Source organism: Oceanimonas pelagia, from assembly GCF_030849025.1.
In the GTDB taxonomy this organism is placed as follows: Bacteria; Pseudomonadota; Gammaproteobacteria; order Enterobacterales; family Aeromonadaceae; genus Oceanimonas; species Oceanimonas pelagia.
The window spans coordinates 649,684-666,012 of sequence record NZ_CP118224.1 but is presented as its reverse complement, the minus strand read 5'-3'; the positions used below and the strand labels follow the sequence as shown (position 1 = coordinate 666,012).

The 16,329-nt window shown below is 61.8% G+C and carries 12 protein-coding genes; 7 read left to right on the top strand and 5 right to left on the bottom strand.

The window, feature by feature from the left end; translation table 11 throughout:
* Positions 1-156: 156 nt before the first annotated feature.
* The 3 genes from PU634_RS17220 to zipA all read right to left on the bottom strand — a co-directional run bounded on the left by PU634_RS17220 (position 157) and on the right by zipA (position 5,932).
* Positions 157-2,433 carry a flagellin N-terminal helical domain-containing protein gene (locus PU634_RS17220; protein ID WP_371319618.1) on the bottom strand — a complete coding sequence of 759 codons (2,277 nt, stop codon included), beginning with the start codon at positions 2,431-2,433 and terminating at the stop codon, positions 157-159.
* Between the two features lie 410 nt (positions 2,434-2,843).
* Complete coding sequence (ligA, locus tag PU634_RS03055) at positions 2,844-4,880, bottom strand: NAD-dependent DNA ligase LigA (protein ID WP_306762605.1); 2,037 nt, start codon at positions 4,878-4,880, stop codon at positions 2,844-2,846.
* A 65-nt stretch (positions 4,881-4,945) separates the two neighbouring features.
* A complete protein-coding gene (gene zipA / locus PU634_RS03050; RefSeq protein ID WP_306762604.1) occupies positions 4,946-5,932 on the bottom strand; it encodes a cell division protein ZipA in 987 nt (328 codons plus the stop codon).
* Between the two features lie 266 nt (positions 5,933-6,198).
* Between zipA and cysZ the strand changes: the two genes are divergently transcribed.
* The gene (cysZ, locus tag PU634_RS03045) at positions 6,199-6,960 is read left to right on the top strand and encodes a sulfate transporter CysZ (RefSeq protein ID WP_306762603.1); all 762 of its coding nucleotides are present in this window, start codon (positions 6,199-6,201) and stop codon (positions 6,958-6,960) included.
* Here cysZ and mepK read toward each other — a convergent pair.
* Both mepK and PU634_RS03035 read right to left on the bottom strand, forming a co-directional pair.
* Complete coding sequence (gene mepK / locus PU634_RS03040; protein ID WP_306762602.1) at positions 6,927-7,472, bottom strand: peptidoglycan L,D-endopeptidase MepK; 546 nt, start codon at positions 7,470-7,472, stop codon at positions 6,927-6,929. The genes cysZ and mepK overlap by 34 nt on opposite strands.
* Before the next feature lie 158 nt (positions 7,473-7,630).
* Positions 7,631-9,088 carry a L,D-transpeptidase family protein gene (locus PU634_RS03035; protein WP_306762601.1) on the bottom strand — a complete coding sequence of 486 codons (1,458 nt, stop codon included), beginning with the start codon at positions 9,086-9,088 and terminating at the stop codon, positions 7,631-7,633.
* Positions 9,089-9,383: 295 nt separating this feature from the next.
* Here PU634_RS03035 and cysK point away from each other — a divergent pair, with 295 nt between their 5' ends.
* The 6 genes from cysK to dsdA all read left to right on the top strand — a co-directional run bounded on the left by cysK (position 9,384) and on the right by dsdA (position 16,273).
* Positions 9,384-10,352, top strand: a complete 969-nt coding sequence (cysK, locus tag PU634_RS03030) for a cysteine synthase A (RefSeq protein WP_306762600.1) — start codon at positions 9,384-9,386, stop codon at positions 10,350-10,352.
* Positions 10,353-10,476: 124 nt separating this feature from the next.
* Positions 10,477-10,986, top strand: a complete 510-nt coding sequence (gene crr, locus PU634_RS03025; RefSeq protein WP_306762599.1) for a PTS glucose transporter subunit IIA — start codon at positions 10,477-10,479, stop codon at positions 10,984-10,986.
* A gap of 5 nt (positions 10,987-10,991) precedes the next feature.
* Entirely contained in the window at positions 10,992-11,270 is a 279-nt protein-coding gene (locus PU634_RS03020) for an HlyU family transcriptional regulator (protein ID WP_306762598.1), read from the top strand.
* A complete protein-coding gene (locus tag PU634_RS03015) occupies positions 11,263-13,257 on the top strand; it encodes a tRNA(Met) cytidine acetyltransferase TmcA (RefSeq protein ID WP_306762597.1) in 1,995 nt (664 codons plus the stop codon). The genes PU634_RS03020 and PU634_RS03015 overlap by 8 nt, the downstream gene beginning before the upstream one ends.
* Before the next feature lie 100 nt (positions 13,258-13,357).
* Entirely contained in the window at positions 13,358-14,698 is a 1,341-nt protein-coding gene (locus PU634_RS03010) for an alanine/glycine:cation symporter family protein (RefSeq protein WP_306762596.1), read from the top strand.
* Positions 14,699-14,914: 216 nt separating this feature from the next.
* Positions 14,915-16,273: a D-serine ammonia-lyase gene (dsdA, locus tag PU634_RS03005; RefSeq protein ID WP_306762595.1), complete on the top strand. Its 1,359-nt coding sequence runs from the start codon at positions 14,915-14,917 to the stop codon at positions 16,271-16,273.
* The last annotated feature ends 56 nt before the right edge of the window (positions 16,274-16,329 follow it).

Below are 16,329 nucleotides of genomic sequence, written 5' to 3'. Positions count from 1 at the left end.
TAAGCGCGCTGGGCCGTGATGAGCCTTGAGCGCGGTAAGACCATAAAGCAAAACCCACATCATGACCATTTTGCTTTAGGGTCTGAATGAACGACAACAAACTGCACAAAAGGGGCGTTGCCGCCCCTTGTAAACATACGATAGTGCCTTGCTTCCTTAACCCAGCAGCGACAGCGCCGCCTGGGGCAGCTGCTTGGCTTGGGCCAGAATGGAGGTGCCGGCCTGCTGCAGGATCTGCTGCTTGGTCAGGTTGACGGTTTCCTGGGCAAAGTCCACATCCATAATGCGGCTCATACCGGCGGCGGCGTTTTCCTGAATGCTGGCCAGGTTGTTGATAGTGCTGTTCATGCGGTTCTGGAAGGCACCCAGGCTGGCGCGCTGATCGTCGATGGAGGCCAGGGCCTTGTCCAGAATTTCAACGGCCTCGTTGGCGCCTTCGGCGGTGCTGAGATCAATGCTGGCCACCGACTTGAAGGTGGTGCCTTCGGCCAAGGCCATGGTGCCAGAGTCCAAGTCGCTTTCGGTGGCCCCCACCGCCACACTGGCAATACCGTCATCCAGCTTGGCGTTGCTGAAATCAATTACAAAGTCGGATGCCGGACGTCCATTAGTGGTTTCTACAGTGCCAGATTTGGTTCCGTTACCTACAAAAGTCTGACCAGCTACTGTAATGCCATCGGTCGCTTCTGTGGCAGTTAGATCTACTTTAACCTCAAAGTTACTGCCATCGGCAGCACCGGTCAGCATAATCTTGCCATTATCGCTGGCGGTAGCGGTAATATCCTTACCGGCATCTTTCATCACGCTGTTAATAGCATCAGCTAGGTTAGCTGCAGAAGTTATTTTCTCATCAACCAGCACATCAGTGCCATCAATGGTCAATGTCATTGAGTCCCCAGCTTCCAATGCCTGGAAACCACTTAACTCCATGGTCGCCTGCCCCATGGTATCCAGGCCCTGAATGCCGTCAGTGGAGACTTCGGTGCCGGCTGTGGTGGCGCCCGTTGCGTAAGTGCTTCCATTCAGATCAAATGCATTACCTGCACCAGTGACATCGGTGACTGCTGCATTAACCTGGGAGCCATCTTCTTTTCCGATAAGAGAGAAACCTGCAGTGATATCTTCTGTGGTATTCGCTGTATCGTACTTGATGGTGTAGCCGGCTTTGTCTGCAGCTTCTTCAATTTGTTGTTTCCATGCCAGCTTTTCGTTAGCCGTTGCTACCGCTGCAGCTTTATCCAGGGTTAACGTATAGCCATCTATTTCCAGGTCGATATCGCCAGTAGCACCGCCTGCGGCAAAAGCACCCAAATCAACCGCCATTGATGCCTGGGTAGTACTAGCCGGAATACCATTGGTGGATTTTTCGGTCGTCGCAGAAATACCACCAGCAGCACCAACGTAGGCATTACCATTTACAACTGCCTGTGTATTCGATGAAGTTGAGGCAGAACTCACCTCAATCGATATTTGTGAACCATCCTCAGGCCCGGTAAAGGTAAATTCACCATCTTTTTCAGTGACACCATAACCTGCATTAGCTGTTGCGGTCTCAATGGCACTCTTAAAGGTGGCAGCATCATTTTCTGCATTGCCGGTACCAGTAAGGTTTACTGTTTGCTGTGAGCTTCCGGTACCAATTTTAAGGGTTAATGTATCACCTGAATTAACCTTGATATTATCCAGCTTCATGGTGGCCTGCACAGGCTCCGCAGAACCTTCACCGCCGCTGACCTTCACATCACTCAGGCCGGAAATGCTATTGATTTTTTCCTGCACATCCTTGGCGGACATGCCGGCATTCAGGGCAATGTTATGGGTCTTGTCGCCCACCTTCACCAGCACCTGGCCGGCGCCGCTTTCGGTGCCACCGGCCACCTTGGTGGTGAGATCAGCGGTTTTGTCAAAGCTCTGGAACTTGCGGCCAATGGCGGAAGCGGAAATATCCGACAGGCCCAGGCTCTGGGATTCGTTGGCGTTGGCGCCAATCTGGAACGACTTGGTGCCAAAGGCGCCGTTCAGCAGTTTCTGGCCACCAAAAGAGGTGGAGTCGGCGATACGGGTGAGTTCCGACTGCAGCTGGCCGATTTCCTTCTGAATGGAGGCGCGGTCTTCATCGGAGTTGGAGCCGTTGGCGGACTGCAGCGCCAGATCCCGCATGCGCTGCAGAATATTGGTGGATTCCTGCATGGCGCCTTCGGCGGTTTGCGCCATGGAGATGCCGTCGCTGGCGTTTTTCATCGCCACACCCAGACCTTTGATCTGGGAGTTCAGGCGGTTGGAGATTTGCAGGCCGGCGGCATCGTCCTTGGCGGAGTTGATGCGGCTGCCGGAAGACAACCGCTCCATGGAGGTGGCCAGGGCACTGCTGGATTTGTTGAGGTTGCGCTGGGCGGTGAGGGCCGAAACGTTGGAATTAACTGTAATCGCCATAATCGAATCTCCGTGATGAGTTCTGTTCCGGCGCTCTGCCGGCGTTGCTTGTTCAGGCTATCGGCGAAGGGTTAAGCTTCTTTAGTGCTTTTTTGCACTTTTTCTTTGCCTTTTCTTCGCATACTGCGCGCCTGCTGATCTGGCTATCGGCTTCATTTGGCAAAGCTTTAGGCATTTTGTGAGGATGGGAGGGAGGGGGGAACGGGAAGACGGGAAGACGGGAAGACGGGAAGACGGGAAGACGTAAGATGCCGGACAATACAGCTTATGTCTTCCGTTTCCTGCCGGCTGAAGCGGCGGTTACAGCAAGTCCAGGTTGCCGCTGTGCGGCAAAATGCGGGCAAGCTGCCCGCACTCCATATCCATTCCTCGCTTCCCCCCTCACGCCTTTCGTCTTCCGTCTCCCCGTTTCATACTCCATGCTGTTCCAGCAGTGCAATCAGCCCGTCTTCATCCATAATGGTCACACCCAGCTCCTGGGCCTTGGTGAGCTTGGAGCCGGCGGCTTCGCCGGCCACCAGCACGCTGGTCTTGGCGGAGACGGAGCCGGCCACCTTGGCGCCCAAGGCCTGCAGCGCGGCCTTGGCCTCGTTGCGCGGCATGCGGCTTAAGGTGCCGGTCAGCACAAAGGTCTGACCCGCCAGCGGCTGGGCATCGGCCCTGGGGGCTTCCATCGCCGGCCAGGTCAGGCCGCAGCCGCCTTCGTCACGGGGTTTGACCAGGGCATCCACCACTTCCCGGTTGTGGGGCTGGCGAAAGAAGTAGTAGATGTGCTTGGCCACGATCTCGCCCACATCAGGCACTTCAATCAGTTTTTCCACCTCGGCGTTCATTACCGCGTCCAGCTCCAGAAAATGCCGGGCCAGGTTGTTGGCGGTGGCCTCACCCACCTCGCGAATGCCCAAAGCATAGAGAAAACGGGGCAGCGTGGTGGTACGGGCCTTGTCCAAGGCCGCCAGCAGCTTGATGGCCGACTTCTCCCCCATGCGTTCCAGCCCCATCAAGGTGTTTTGGGAAAGATGAAACAAGTCTGCCGGGGTCTTGACCAGTTCCTGATCCACCAGCTGTTCCACCAGTTTGGTGCCCAGCCCTTCGATGTCCAGCGCCTTGCGCGAGGCGAAGTGGCGCAGCGCCTCCTTGCGCTGGGCGGCACAAATCAGCCCCCCGGTGCAGCGGGCCACGGCTTCGCCTTCAATGCGCTCTATGTCGGAATCACACACCGGACAGCGTTCGGGAAATACAATGGCTTGTGCAGACTCGGGGCGGCGTTCGGTGACTACGCCCACCACCTGGGGGATCACATCGCCGGCGCGACGAATGATCACAGTGTCGCCCACCATCACCCCCAACCGGGCAATTTCATCGGCGTTGTGCAGGGTGGCGTTGGATACGGTGACCCCGGCCACCGCCACCGGCCTGAGCTTGGCCACCGGGGTGATGGCGCCGGTGCGCCCCACCTGAAACTCCACGTTCAGCAGCTCGGTCAGCTCTTCCTGAGCAGGAAACTTGTGGGCGGTGGCCCAGCGCGGCGCCCGGGCCACAAAGCCCAGTTGTGCCTGCAGCGCCAGCTCATCCACCTTGTACACCACGCCGTCGATTTCGTAGGGCAACCGATCCCGGCGCGCCAGAATATCGTCGTGATAAGCCTGACAGCCTTCCCGTCCACTCACCCGTTTTACCTCCGGGCTCACCGGCAGGCCCCAGCTTTTGAGGGTTTGCAGCACATCAAAGTGGCGCTCGCCCAGGGGCTCGCCCTCTACAAAACCCACGCCGTAGCAGTAAAAGGCCAGAGGCCGGCTGGCGGTAATGCGGGAGTCGAGCTGGCGCAGGCTGCCGGCGGCGGCGTTGCGCGGGTTGGCGAACACCTTGCCGCCTTCGGCCCGGGCGCGCTCGTTCATGCGTTCAAAGCCGGATTTGGGCATATAGACCTCGCCACGCACTTCCAGCCGCGCGGGCCAGCCTTCGCCGCGCAGCATGAGCGGCACGGCACGAATGGTGCGCACGTTTTCGGTAATGCCCTCGCCGGTGCTGCCGTCGCCCCGGGTGGCGGCCTGCACCAGCCGGCCCTGCTCATACACCAGACTTACCGCCAGGCCGTCGAGCTTGGGCTCGCAGCAAAATGCCAGCGGCTCGGTGCGGCCCAGACGGTCGAGAATGCGCTTTTCAAAAGCGGCCAGCTCCTCTTCGCTGAACACGTTGTCCAGTGACAGCATGGGCAGGGCATGCTGCACCTCGGGAAACGCCGCAACCGGCGCGCCGCCTACCCTCTGGCTGGGAGAAGCCGCGTCCTGCCATTCGGGATGCTCGCTTTCAAGCGCCAGCAGCTCGCGCATGCAGCGGTCGTACTCCGCGTCGGGCACGGTGGGTGCGTCTTCCACGTAATATTGATGGTTCCAGGTGTTGAGTTGCTGGCGCAGGGCGAGCAGGCGGGCGTGGGCGTCGTTCATGAATGGGTTCCGCTTAAACAAAAAGTGCGGCCGGCGCCGCACTTTGACTTGCACATGTGTGGGGGTTACTCGGCCTGACTGTCGTAGTCGCGCAGCTGCTCACGACAGTGGGCCAGATAGTCGGGGCTGATGGGCGAACGCTCCACATCAAACAGCAGGGCGTCCAGCTCTTCCGCCAGGTTTTCGGCGGTCTGCACCATCAGGTTGAACTGGTTCTTGGCCATGCCCGGAGGCGGCAGCTGCATGAAAATGGACACACCCGGTGTGCTGAAGCTGCTCATGGCCTCGGGATTGAAGGTACCGGGCTTGACCATGTTGATCAGGCTGAACAGCACACTGCCCTGCCCGGCCGGCGTCTGGTGATGATGGAATATGTCCATCTCGCCAAAATGAAAGCCGTTGACGGTAAGTGCGCGCATCAGGGCGGCGCCCTCAATCTGCTGGTTGGGCCGGGCCATCAGGTTGATCACATACACATCCTGCCAGGTGCGCGGCACCTCGCGCAGGGCCGGCTCGGGCCTGGGTTGCGGTGCGGGCTCGGCCACCGGAGCGGCTTGGGCCACCACCTCGGGCTGGCTTTCCGGCGCGGGCGCCGCCGCGGGCTCCGGCTCGCGCTCCGCCGCCCCCCGGGGGCTGACAGGCTCAACATGGGCAAACGGGCGCTCCGGCTCGTCAAACAGCGGGTCAAACTCGTCTTCCGGCACCTGCTCCGTTGCCTGCACGGCCGGGGCCGGTCTGGCGGGCTGCGGCTTGAGTGCAGGGCGGGCAGGCTGAATTTCGTCTTCGTCGTCATCCAGGGCGGAAAAGCGGGGCTCGGCGCGCCGGCTGTCGGCCACGGGCTCGGCCGCCTTGCGGCCACTGACCACCCGCACCCGGCCAATGCCGTCCTGATCAAAATCGTTATTCGCGGCCGGCTCCGACGCCACCTTGCCCATGGGTTTGTTGCGCATGGAAGGCTGGCGCTCCTTCTTGCTGGTCCACAGTCCATGGATCAGCAGGGCGGCAATGGCCATGGCGCCCAGAATAATCAAGATAATTCGCAAGTCCTGCATTATCGTTTCTCTGTTTTGTTTGCCGGCCGAGCCGCTGGCACCGGCGCAATCCATAGGGGTTATCCCGAATACTGCGACAAGGGTATGTTTACCATTCGGGTTTGACAAGAGTCTGGCGGGCACTGGTGACACAAAATCATGCGCTTTGCCCGCTCAGGCCCCTTCTTGCCGGGCAAATGCCCTGCGACAGCCGGTTTCGCGCGACGGTAGCGGTCGGGCAAGGGCTTATTTAGAATGTGCGCTTCGTTTCAGGAAATGAGGGTGTCATGTCTGCCAGTTATCACAGCGCCAGCGGGCCGCAATATCTGATGAAGGGGTTGTCGCTTATCAGCGAGCGGGACTTGCGTCCCTTTGTGCTGGTGCCGCTGCTTATCAACCTGCTGCTGTTTGGGGGCGCCTTCTATTATCTGTTTACCCGGCTGGAGCTGCTGTTCGCCTGGCTGGCAGGGCAGACCCCAGACTACCTGCACTGGCTTGGCTACCTGCTGTGGCCGCTGGCGCTGGTGAGCATAGCGGTGGTGTTTTCGTTTGTGTTCACCGGCTTTGCCAACATGCTGGCGGCGCCCTTCAACGGCCTGCTGGCGGAGCGGGTCGAGCTCAAGCTCACCGGCACCCCGGTGCCCGACAGCGGCTGGCTGGATTTAATCAAGGATACCCCGCGCATGCTCGGCCGGGAGTGGCGCAAGCTGGCCTATTATCTGCCCCGGGCGCTGGGCTGCCTGCTGCTGTTTCTGGTGCCGGTGGTGGGTCAGACCCTGGCGCCCCTGGTGTGGTTTGCCTTCAGCGCCTGGATGATGGCCATTCAGTATTGCGATTACCCGTTCGACAACCACAAGATCGACTTCACCCTCATGCAGCGGGAGCTGGGCACCAAGCGCCGGCTGACCTGGGGCTTTGGCGCCAGCGTCACCCTCTGCTCCAGCCTGCCCTTTATCAACCTGCTGGTCATGCCGGTGGCCGTGTGCGGCGCCACCGCGCTGTGGGTGGATCACTTTTACCAGCTGCGCACCGGGCCCGTGTCCAGGTGAACAAAATTGGAGCCGGGGTAATAGCCCACCCCGCCCACCGCCAGCTTGCGGGCGGCCTGGCGCAGATGGGCCAGCTCAACACCGGGCATGCGCAAGTCAATGGCCTGCCCCTTCATGTGATAGCTTTTCTTGGCCACCCCCGAGCTGTTGCGGCGCAGCATGGCGTTGGTGGCCGGTGAGCGGTAACCGGAGATGATCTGAATTTCGCCCTGTTTGCCCAGACGGTGCTGCAGCAAAAACAGCTGATCAAACAGTTTCGGGTCGATGCGATACACCTCATTGCTGCGAAAATCGCGCATCACCCGGTTGAACGACGCCAGGCCCTCATCCAGATACTGGCCTTCCTCCCAGAAGCTGGCGCTGACCTTTTCACCGGTATGCAGGTTATGCAGGCTGAGCTTGCGCACCGGCGCCGACAAACTGGCCTCGGCCGGCTTCGGCATCAGGGCGGCGGCGCCCAGCCCTCCCAGTCCCAGCAGAAAACGACGACGACCCAGATGGCGTTTCAGCATACAACCTCCACGAAACGGTAAACCACTGAAAAGCCGGGTCACCGCGGAGTGATTCCGGCCTTGTTCAAAGCTAAAAGTGAGCGAAAGCTAACCCGGAACAAGCCGGTGGATCAACAACCATTGGTTATAAGGACCCGCTCGAGTATTAGCCTGTTTGTTCAGCTTTGCCGGTGCAGTGCTGCAAAGGGATCCGCCAGATCCTTGTCGAAGTCGTAGATATCGTCGCGAAACCGGGGCAGGCCATCGGCTCCCAGCCAGCCGCGCCAGTACACCATAAACACCGGCAGCGGCTCGCTCACCGGAAGCCACTTGGTGCGCTTGGCCGCCTTGAGTGCCGCCAGCCGCTCAGGACTCCAGGTAGTGCTCAGCAACCACAACGCCAGTTGCTCGGCATTGGCCACCCGCACGCAGCCGGAGCTGAGCGCCCGGCTGTCACGGGCAAACAGCCCCCGGGAGGGGGTGTCGTGCAGATAAATGGCGTCGTTGTTGGGCAGGTGGAACTTCCAGGCCCCCAGGGCGTTGTTGCTGCCGGGTTTTTGCCGCAGACGAAACGGAAAGCGGTTCTCCATGTAAAGCACGTATTGCCACTCTTCCGTGGGCACCACCCGGCCGGCACTGTCGATCACCTCAAAGCCCTCGCGGGCAATGTAACCCGGATCCCGGTACAGCCGGGGCACTATGTCCTTGGTCATAATGGAGCGGGGCACATTCCAGGGCGGGTTGACCACCACGTTGGTAATGGCGCTGTGCATAATGGGCGTGCGCCGGCTGTCGCGGCCCACGATCACCTCGCTCTCCAGCACCTGTACCCTGTCCTGATACAGCCGCAAACGGTATTCGGGAATGTTCACCAGCAGGTAGGACGCCGGCAGGCTGTCGCCGATCAGGGTGCGCAACATGCTGCGCATCAGCAACTGGGCCCGGCGCCGGGGCGGCAGATCGAGCCAGCCATAAGTGTGGGGGCCAACCACGCCGTCCACCGTCAGGCCATGACGATGCTGAAAGGCCGCCACCGCCGCAGCCAGGGTCTGGTCGAACAGGGCGGGATCGTCAGGCTCGGTGCCGGCGTCCATGTCGCCCAGCTGCTGCAGCCGCCGGCGCAAACTGACCACCGCCTCGCCACGCTGCCCCGGCCTGAGGGTGGCGCCGGCTATGGCGGGCCAGGGCGCGTCGGCCAGGGCCAGCAGCCGGGCCAGTTGCGCCTTGAGGGCGGGGTAATCGCCATAGCCGGGCATCAGCTCGCGCACCAGCGCCAGCCGGTCGTCGCCGCTCACGGCGGCGGCAAGCCGTGACCGCTCCTCGTCGGTGGAAACCAGCGACAATTTGCCGGTGTTCAGGTACTGGCGCTGTTCAAAGTCCAGGGTGGCCCACTGGCGCCAGAAGGCGGCCAGCCCCAGCCACAACTGATCGTCTGCCGCTTCGGAGGCGGTGTCGGCCGACACCGCCAGCTGCCAGCGCCGGGTCAGCTCCGGGTGCACGTCGGCCAGGGCCAGCTCCAGCCCCAGCTGGTGCAGTTGCAGGCGAGCCTGGGGAACTTGCTGCCAGCCGGCGGCCAGGGTGGCAAAGCTCAGCAGCCACAGGCCCCACAACCAGCTTATGACAAGGGTTCTTTTCATCAGCGCGGTTCCGAATATTCCGTTATGTATCATGACCGGACAAACCGGCCATGCTGTGATTTTTTTATGACTGTAAGACAAGGCCGCGTTCAAAAACACCGGTAATGGCGAAAAACAAACCGTGACCCGAGTCACAGGGTTTCAGGCGGCAATCAGGTAATGGGGTTTAAGGAATATGATTTTATCATTTAATAACATATTGTTATAACAAATCGTCACTTCTCATTCCCGCAGGAAGGATTAAGCTAACACTGTATTCCATCTTTCATGTTTATTTACATCAGGGACAGCCACAATGAGCAAGATTTTTGAAGACAACTCTCTCACCATTGGCCGCACACCTCTGGTCAAGCTGAACCGGGTCACCAAGGGCCGCGTGTTTGCCAAGGTGGAAAGCCGCAACCCCAGCTTCAGTGTCAAGTGCCGCATTGGCGCCAACATGATCTGGGATGCCGAAAAGCGTGGCGAGCTGGTGGCCGGCAAGGAGCTTATTGAGCCCACCAGCGGCAACACCGGCATTGCCCTGGCCTTTGTGGCGGCGTCCCGTGGCTATCCCATCACCCTGACCATGCCCAATACCATGAGCCTGGAACGTCGCCAGCTGCTCAAGGCCCTGGGCGCCAACCTGGTACTGACCGACGGCGCCAAGGGCATGAAGGGGGCCATTGAAAAGGCGATGGAACTGAAAGAAGCCGAGCCGGAAAAATACGTGCTGCTGCAGCAGTTCAACAACCCGGCCAACCCGGAGATCCACGAAAAGACCACCGGCCCCGAAATCTGGGAAGACACCGACGGCGAGGTGGACGTGTTTGTAGCCGGGGTGGGCACCGGCGGCACCCTGACCGGCGTGTCCCGCTACATCAAGCACACTCAGGGCAAGGCCATCACCACCGTGGCGGTGGAGCCGGTGGAGTCGCCGGTGATCAGCCAGGCCCTGGCCGGTGAGGAAATCAAGCCCGGCCCGCATAAAATTCAGGGCATTGGCGCCGGCTTTATTCCCGGCAACCTGGATCTGTCTCTGATCGACCGGGTGGAGCAGATCAGCAGCGAGGAAGCCATCGACATGGCCCGTCGCCTGATGAAGGACGAAGGCATTCTGGCCGGCATCAGCTCCGGCGCCGCCGTGGTGGCCGCCAACCGCATTGCCGCGCTGCCCGAGTTTGCCGACAAGAACATTGTCGTGATCCTGCCGAGCTCCGGTGAACGTTACCTGAGTACCGCCCTGTTCCAGGGCATCTTTACCGAGCAGGAGCTGCAACAGTAATCCGCAGCCACCAAAAGGCGCCGCAAGGCGCCTTTTTTGATGGTGATATCCCCCGCGCCATGGCTGTTTACCTGCTTTCACGCCGTGCTATCATCATCAACTGAATCCTTCAGGAGCTGAGACGATGGGTCTGTTCGATAAACTGAAAAAAATGGTGTCAGACGATACCAATGAAGCCAACCTCATAGAAGTGTTCGCGCCCCTGTCCGGTGAAATCGTGCCCCTTGAAGAAGTACCGGACGTGGTGTTTGCCGAAAAAATCGTGGGCGACGGCATCGCCATCAAGCCCAGCGGCAATAAAATGGTGGCTCCCTGCGACGGCACCATCGGCAAGATTTTTGAAACCAACCACGCCTTTTCCATTGAATCCGACTCCGGCCTGGAGCTGTTCGTGCATTTCGGCATCGACACCGTCGAGCTCAAGGGCGAAGGCTTTACCCGCGTGGCCCAGGAAGGCCAGCAGGTGAAAAAGGGCGATACCGTGCTGGAATTCGATCTGGCCCTGCTGGAGCAAAAGGCCAAGTCCACTCTTACTCCCATCGTCATTTCCAATATGGACGAGGTCAAGGAGCTCATCCGGCAAAGCGGCATCGTCACCGCCGCCGACGACGTGATCCTGCGGGTGAAGAAGTAACCACCATGTTCACCTGGCTGAAAAATCTGTTTGCTTCCTCCGCCCCCGCCGGCACCCGCTTTGAGCCGGTGGAATACAAGGGCTTTTACATCATTCCCGAGCCGGGGGCCGAGGGCGGCCAGTTCCGGCTGCAGGGGCGCATCGTGCACCACCGGCAGGACGCGCCACGGGAATACCGGCTGATCCGCGCCGATCTGCTGCCCACGGCCGAGCAGGCCGCCGAGCTGATGGTCAGCAAAGCCAGGCGGCTGATCGATGAAAACGGTGAGCGCCTGTTTGACTGACTGGCCCGGCTTTCGCCGGTGTCTGCTTCACCTTGGCGAACGCCGCCTGCTGGTGCTGGCCGGCAGCGCAGACTGGACCCAGGCCCGGGCACAGCGGCTGCTGGCCGGTGATCCGGCCTCAACCACCCTCTGGCTGGGCGATGCCCCGGCCGATGTCAGCCACTGCCCCATGGGCAAATATCACACCGCACTGGGGCGGGAATACCGCAATCTGGTGTTTAACGCCTACAGCGGCCTGCACCCCGATGCCCTGGGCGCCGCCGGGGGGGCCCTGGCCGCCGGCGGTGTGCTGCTGCTGCTGTGCCCGCCCCTGGAGCACTGGCCCACCTTTGCGGATCCGGATCTGCGCCGTTACGTGGCCCTGCCGGAGCAGGCCGAGGGGCTGACCAGCCCGTTTGTTGCGCGGCTCGTGTCGCTGCTGCGCACCGATCCTCACGTCCTGCTCTGGCAGCAGGGCGAGACATTTTTACCGCCGCCGGTGCCGTCCGGCCCACCGTGGCGGCTGCGCGCCGACGCCCGCGGGTGTCTGAACGGCCAGCAGCGCCATGCCCTGGCCCGGTTGCTGCACAGCGCCCGTACTCACCGCCCTCTGGTGCTGACCGCCGACCGGGGCCGGGGCAAGTCCAGCCTGCTGGGGCTGACGGCGGAGCGGCTGCTGGGCGCCGGCAAACGGGTACTGCTCACCGCCCCCAGCCCGGGAGCCGCCGCTCAGGTCCAGGCCCGCTGCAACCGCCCCCTGCCCTTTGTCGCACCCGATGCCCTGCTGGCACAGCGTCCTCGGGCCGATGTGCTGCTGGTGGATGAAGCCGCCGCCATTCCGGTGCCCATGCTGCTGACCCTGGCCCGCCGCTACTGCTGTCTGTTCGCCAGCACCGAGCACGGTTATGAGGGCACCGGCCTGGGCTTTGCCCTCAAGTTTCAGCCGGCGCTGGCGGCGCTTTATCCCGGTTTTTTCAAGGTGCACATCGACACCCCGGCCCGCTGGAGCCCCGACGATCCGCTTGAACCCCTGCTGTTCCGGCTGCTGGCCCTCAATGCCGATGCTCCCACGCCGCCTGCCACCGGCACGCTGCGCATGGCCTGGGTTGAGCGTGCCCGTCTGCTGGCGGACGACGTTTTGCTGCAACAGGTGTTCGGCCTGCTTACCCTGGCCCATTACCAGACCCGCCCCGGCGATCTGCGCCAGTTGCTGGACGCCCCCGGGGTGTCACTGGCGCTGGCATGGCGCCGGGACGTGCCGGTGGCGGCGGCCCTGCTGCTGCGGGAAGGCGAGCTGGACGCTGTCCTGGCCGAGCACATATGGCGGGGCCAGCGCCGCCCCCGCGGGCATTTGCTGCCCCAGTCGCTGGCCTTTCATGGTGGCCTGGGCGAGGCCTGCGGGCTGGGTTATCAGCGCATCATGCGCATTGTGGTGCATCCGGCCTGCCAGCAGGCGGGCATTGGCTCGCAACTGCTGGGCTGGCTCAAGCAAGAGCTCAGCACCGACTTTCTTGGCACCAGCTTTGGCGCCAGCGCCGAGCTGCTGGCCTTCTGGCATGGCAACGGTTTTCGGCTGGTGCGCATGGGGCAGGCCGCCGATGCCGTCAGCGGCCTGCCTGCGGCCATGATGCTGTGGCCGGCCAGCGACCGGGCCAGGGCCCTGCTGCCCCTGTGGCAAAGGCTGTTCAGCGCCGACCTGGCTTCGGAAGGGCGCCCCGCCCCCAACGGCCTGCCCCTGCCTGCGCCGCTGGTTGATGACGGGCGGGACCGGCAACGGGCCCGCGACTTTGCCTGTTACCACCGGGATCTGTATGCCGACCGGCCGGCCTTGCGCCGTTTTGTGGAACGCCATCCGCCGCAGCGGCCTCTCACCGGGCAGCAACAGACGCTGGTGCAGGCGGCGCTGGTGCAAGGGGCGGAGCCGGCGCAACTGGCCAGGGAGCTCGGCTATGCCGGGCAGAAAAGCGTGGTCTCGGCGCTGCGCCAGGCCGTGGCCTGTTACTTTTAATTTCAACTGAAACATTAACTCATTATGCTATTGACCTGAATGGGGCTAATCTTCAACTGACGGTTTTCACCCACCTGCTTTTTACTCGGGAGCGGCATAGATGGAACTACTTACCTCACTGTTAACTTCAATCAACGGCGTTGTCTGGGGCGTGCCCATGCTGGTGGGCATTCTCGGCCTGGGCCTGTACCTGCAACTGGGTCTGGGACTGATGCCCATTCGCAAGCTGGGCACCGGTTTTAAACTGCTGTTCAGCAAAACCGAAGCCGGCGCCGGCGAAATTTCTCCCTTCAACGCCCTGATGACGGCCCTGTCGGCCACCATTGGTACCGGTAACATTGCCGGTGTGGCTACCGCCATCTTCTTCGGTGGCCCGGGCGCCCTGTTCTGGATGTGGATGACCGCCCTGGTGGGCATGGCCACCAAATACGCCGAAGCGGTATGCGCGGTGAAATACCGGGAAACCGACAAACTGGGCAACCATGTAGGTGGCCCCATGTACTACATTCGCAACGGCCTCGGCTCAAAGTGGGCCTGGCTGGGGGTGGCCTTTGCCATTTTCGGCGGTTTTGCCGGCTTTGGCATTGGCAATACCGTGCAGGCCAACTCGGTGGCCGACGCCCTCGACTCTTCCTTTGGCATTTCCCACATCACCACCGGCGTGGTGCTGATGGTGCTGGTGGGGCTGGTGCTGATCGGAGGCATTCGCTGGATCTCGGAAGTAGCGGGCAAACTGGTGCCACTGATGACGGTCTCCTACTTCGCCGCCGGTATCGCGGTGCTGGCCGTTAACCTGGACGCCGTGCCCGCCGCCGTTGCCCTGATCATTGAGCATGCCTTTACCCCCATCGCCGCTCAGGGCGGCTTTGCCGGCGCCGCCGTGTGGGCCGCCATTCGCTTTGGGGTGGCCCGAGGCGTGTTTTCCAACGAAGCGGGCCTGGGCAGCGCGCCCATCGCCCACGCCGCCGCCAAAACCGACAACCCGGTGCGCCAGGGCCTGATTGCCATGCTCGGCACCTTTATCGATACCATTATCGTCTGCTCCATTACCGGCCTGGCCATTATCGTGACCGGCAGCTGGACCAGCGGTGAAGCCGGCGCCTCGCTCACCACCCTGGCCTTCTCCCTGGCCATTCCCGGCGGGGAATACATTGTTTCGGTGGCGCTGGCGATTTTTGCCTTTACCACCATTCTGGGCTGGAGCTTCTACGGCGAGAAGTGTGTGCAGTTCCTGTTCGGGGTCAAGGCCATTGTGCCCTTTCGCATTGCCTGGGTGCTGGCCCTGCCCATTGGCGCCACCCAGTCGCTGGAGTTTATCTGGCTGCTGGCCGACACCCTGAATGCGATGATGGCCATCCCCAACCTGATCGCCCTGGCGCTGCTGAGCCCGGTGGTGTTCCGCCTGACCAGGGAGTACTTTTCCCGGCAGAAAACAGACTGATTGCTCAGGCACGTATTCAGCCGAAGGGCACCGATGAACGGTGCCCTTTTTTATTGCCGGAGTCCCGGTACCTTCACGGAAAAAACACCCGTCATGTCCGCGAAGACGGAGACGTAATTAGAAGTGTGAGAGAGGCAAAGAGAATGCCGGCAATCCTCTTTGTTCGTTAGTGCAGGCTGTTATACTGGCACCAGCTTGTATTCAGGACGCCTTTTAATGCATTCACATCCTCATTATTCCCAAAGCGCCATCGATAAACTCGTTCGCGGCTACCCGCTGCTGAACCCGCTGATGGCATTGAAACCGGTCACCTGGTTCAACCCGGAGCGTCAGCCGCTGGAGCGGGCACTGGCGGGGGTCGGCCTGACCGCCGACGATGTGGCCGACGCCGCCGAACGGCTGGGTCGCTTCGCCGCCTGGTTTCGGGCCGTGTTTCCCGATACCCGCGCGCTTGACGGCATTATTGAGTCCCCGCTGCAGGCCATTCCCGCCATGCAGCAAGCGCTGGATCGGCGCCATGGCCAGCCCCTGGCCGGCACCCTGCTGCTGAAACGGGACGATCTGCTGCCGGTGTCCGGCTCCATCAAGGCCCGGGGCGGCATTTACGAGGTGCTGCACCATGCCGAAAAACTGGCGCTCAAGGCCGGACTGCTGCACCTGAACGACGACTACGCCCGGCTCGACAGCGACGCATTTCGCGATTTCTTTGGCCGTTACTCGGTGGCCGTGGGCTCCACCGGCAACCTGGGCCTGTCCATCGGCATTATCAGCGCCAGACTGGGCTTTAAGGTCAGCGTGCACATGTCGGCGGATGCCCGGGAGTGGAAAAAGGCGCTGCTGCGCCGCCACGGTGTGAAGGTGGTGGAGTACCAGAGCGATTACTCGGTGGCGGTGGCCGAAGGCCGGGCCGAGGCCCTGAGCGATCCTTACTGCCATTTTGTGGATGACGAAAACTCGGTGCAGCTGTTTCTCGGTTACGCCGTGGCCGGCCAGCGGCTGAAAGCCCAGCTGGAGCAGCAGGGCATTCGCGTGGACCGGGAACATCCGCTGTTCGTTTACCTGCCCTGCGGGGTGGGAGGCGGTCCCGGCGGCGTGGCCTTTGGCCTGAAACTGGCCTTTGGCGATGCGGTGCACTGCGTGTTTGCCGAGCCCACCCACTCCCCCTGCATGCTGCTGGGCGTCTACACCGGCCTGCACGACGCCATTGCGGTGCAGGACCTGGGCATTGACAACCGCACCGCCGCCGACGGCCTGGCGGTGGGCCGGCCTTCCGGTTTTGTGGGCCGGGTGATGGCGCCGCTGCTGGACGGCTTTTACACCCTGCCCGATGAACAGATGCTGAGCCTGCTCGGCCTGCTGGCGCAAGAGGAAGGCATTCGTCTCGAGCCCTCGGCCCTGGCCGGCATGCCCGGCCCGTGGCGGGTGGAAAGCGAAGACCAGGGCTACCGGGAGCGCATGGGACTGACCCCGGCGCGGCTGGCCCGGGCCCACCACCTGGTGTGGTCCACCGGCGGCGGCATGGTCCCCGAAGAGGAAATGGCGAAATATTTAGAAGCGGGCACCACCAGGGAATGATGTTGCCGTCATACCGGCCCTCGAGCCGGTATCTTTTAACAAGCCTCTGAGCCGCC

Excerpts from the sequence above, each read along its gene's own strand:
- PU634_RS17220 (WP_371319618.1), bottom strand. The coding sequence starts at position 2,433 with ATGGCGATTACAGTTAATTCCAACGTTTCGGCCCTCACCGCCCAGCGC.
- ligA (WP_306762605.1), bottom strand. The coding sequence starts at position 4,880 with ATGAACGACGCCCACGCCCGCCTGCTCGCCCTGCGCCAGCAACTCAAC.
- zipA (WP_306762604.1), bottom strand. The coding sequence starts at position 5,932 with ATGCAGGACTTGCGAATTATCTTGATTATTCTGGGCGCCATGGCCATT.
- cysZ (WP_306762603.1), top strand. The coding sequence starts at position 6,199 with ATGTCTGCCAGTTATCACAGCGCCAGCGGGCCGCAATATCTGATGAAG.
- mepK (WP_306762602.1), bottom strand. The coding sequence starts at position 7,472 with ATGCTGAAACGCCATCTGGGTCGTCGTCGTTTTCTGCTGGGACTGGGA.
- PU634_RS03035 (WP_306762601.1), bottom strand. The coding sequence starts at position 9,088 with ATGAAAAGAACCCTTGTCATAAGCTGGTTGTGGGGCCTGTGGCTGCTG.
- cysK (WP_306762600.1), top strand. The coding sequence starts at position 9,384 with ATGAGCAAGATTTTTGAAGACAACTCTCTCACCATTGGCCGCACACCT.
- crr (WP_306762599.1), top strand. The coding sequence starts at position 10,477 with ATGGGTCTGTTCGATAAACTGAAAAAAATGGTGTCAGACGATACCAAT.
- PU634_RS03020 (WP_306762598.1), top strand. The coding sequence starts at position 10,992 with ATGTTCACCTGGCTGAAAAATCTGTTTGCTTCCTCCGCCCCCGCCGGC.
- PU634_RS03010 (WP_306762596.1), top strand. The coding sequence starts at position 13,358 with ATGGAACTACTTACCTCACTGTTAACTTCAATCAACGGCGTTGTCTGG.
- dsdA (WP_306762595.1), top strand. The coding sequence starts at position 14,915 with ATGCATTCACATCCTCATTATTCCCAAAGCGCCATCGATAAACTCGTT.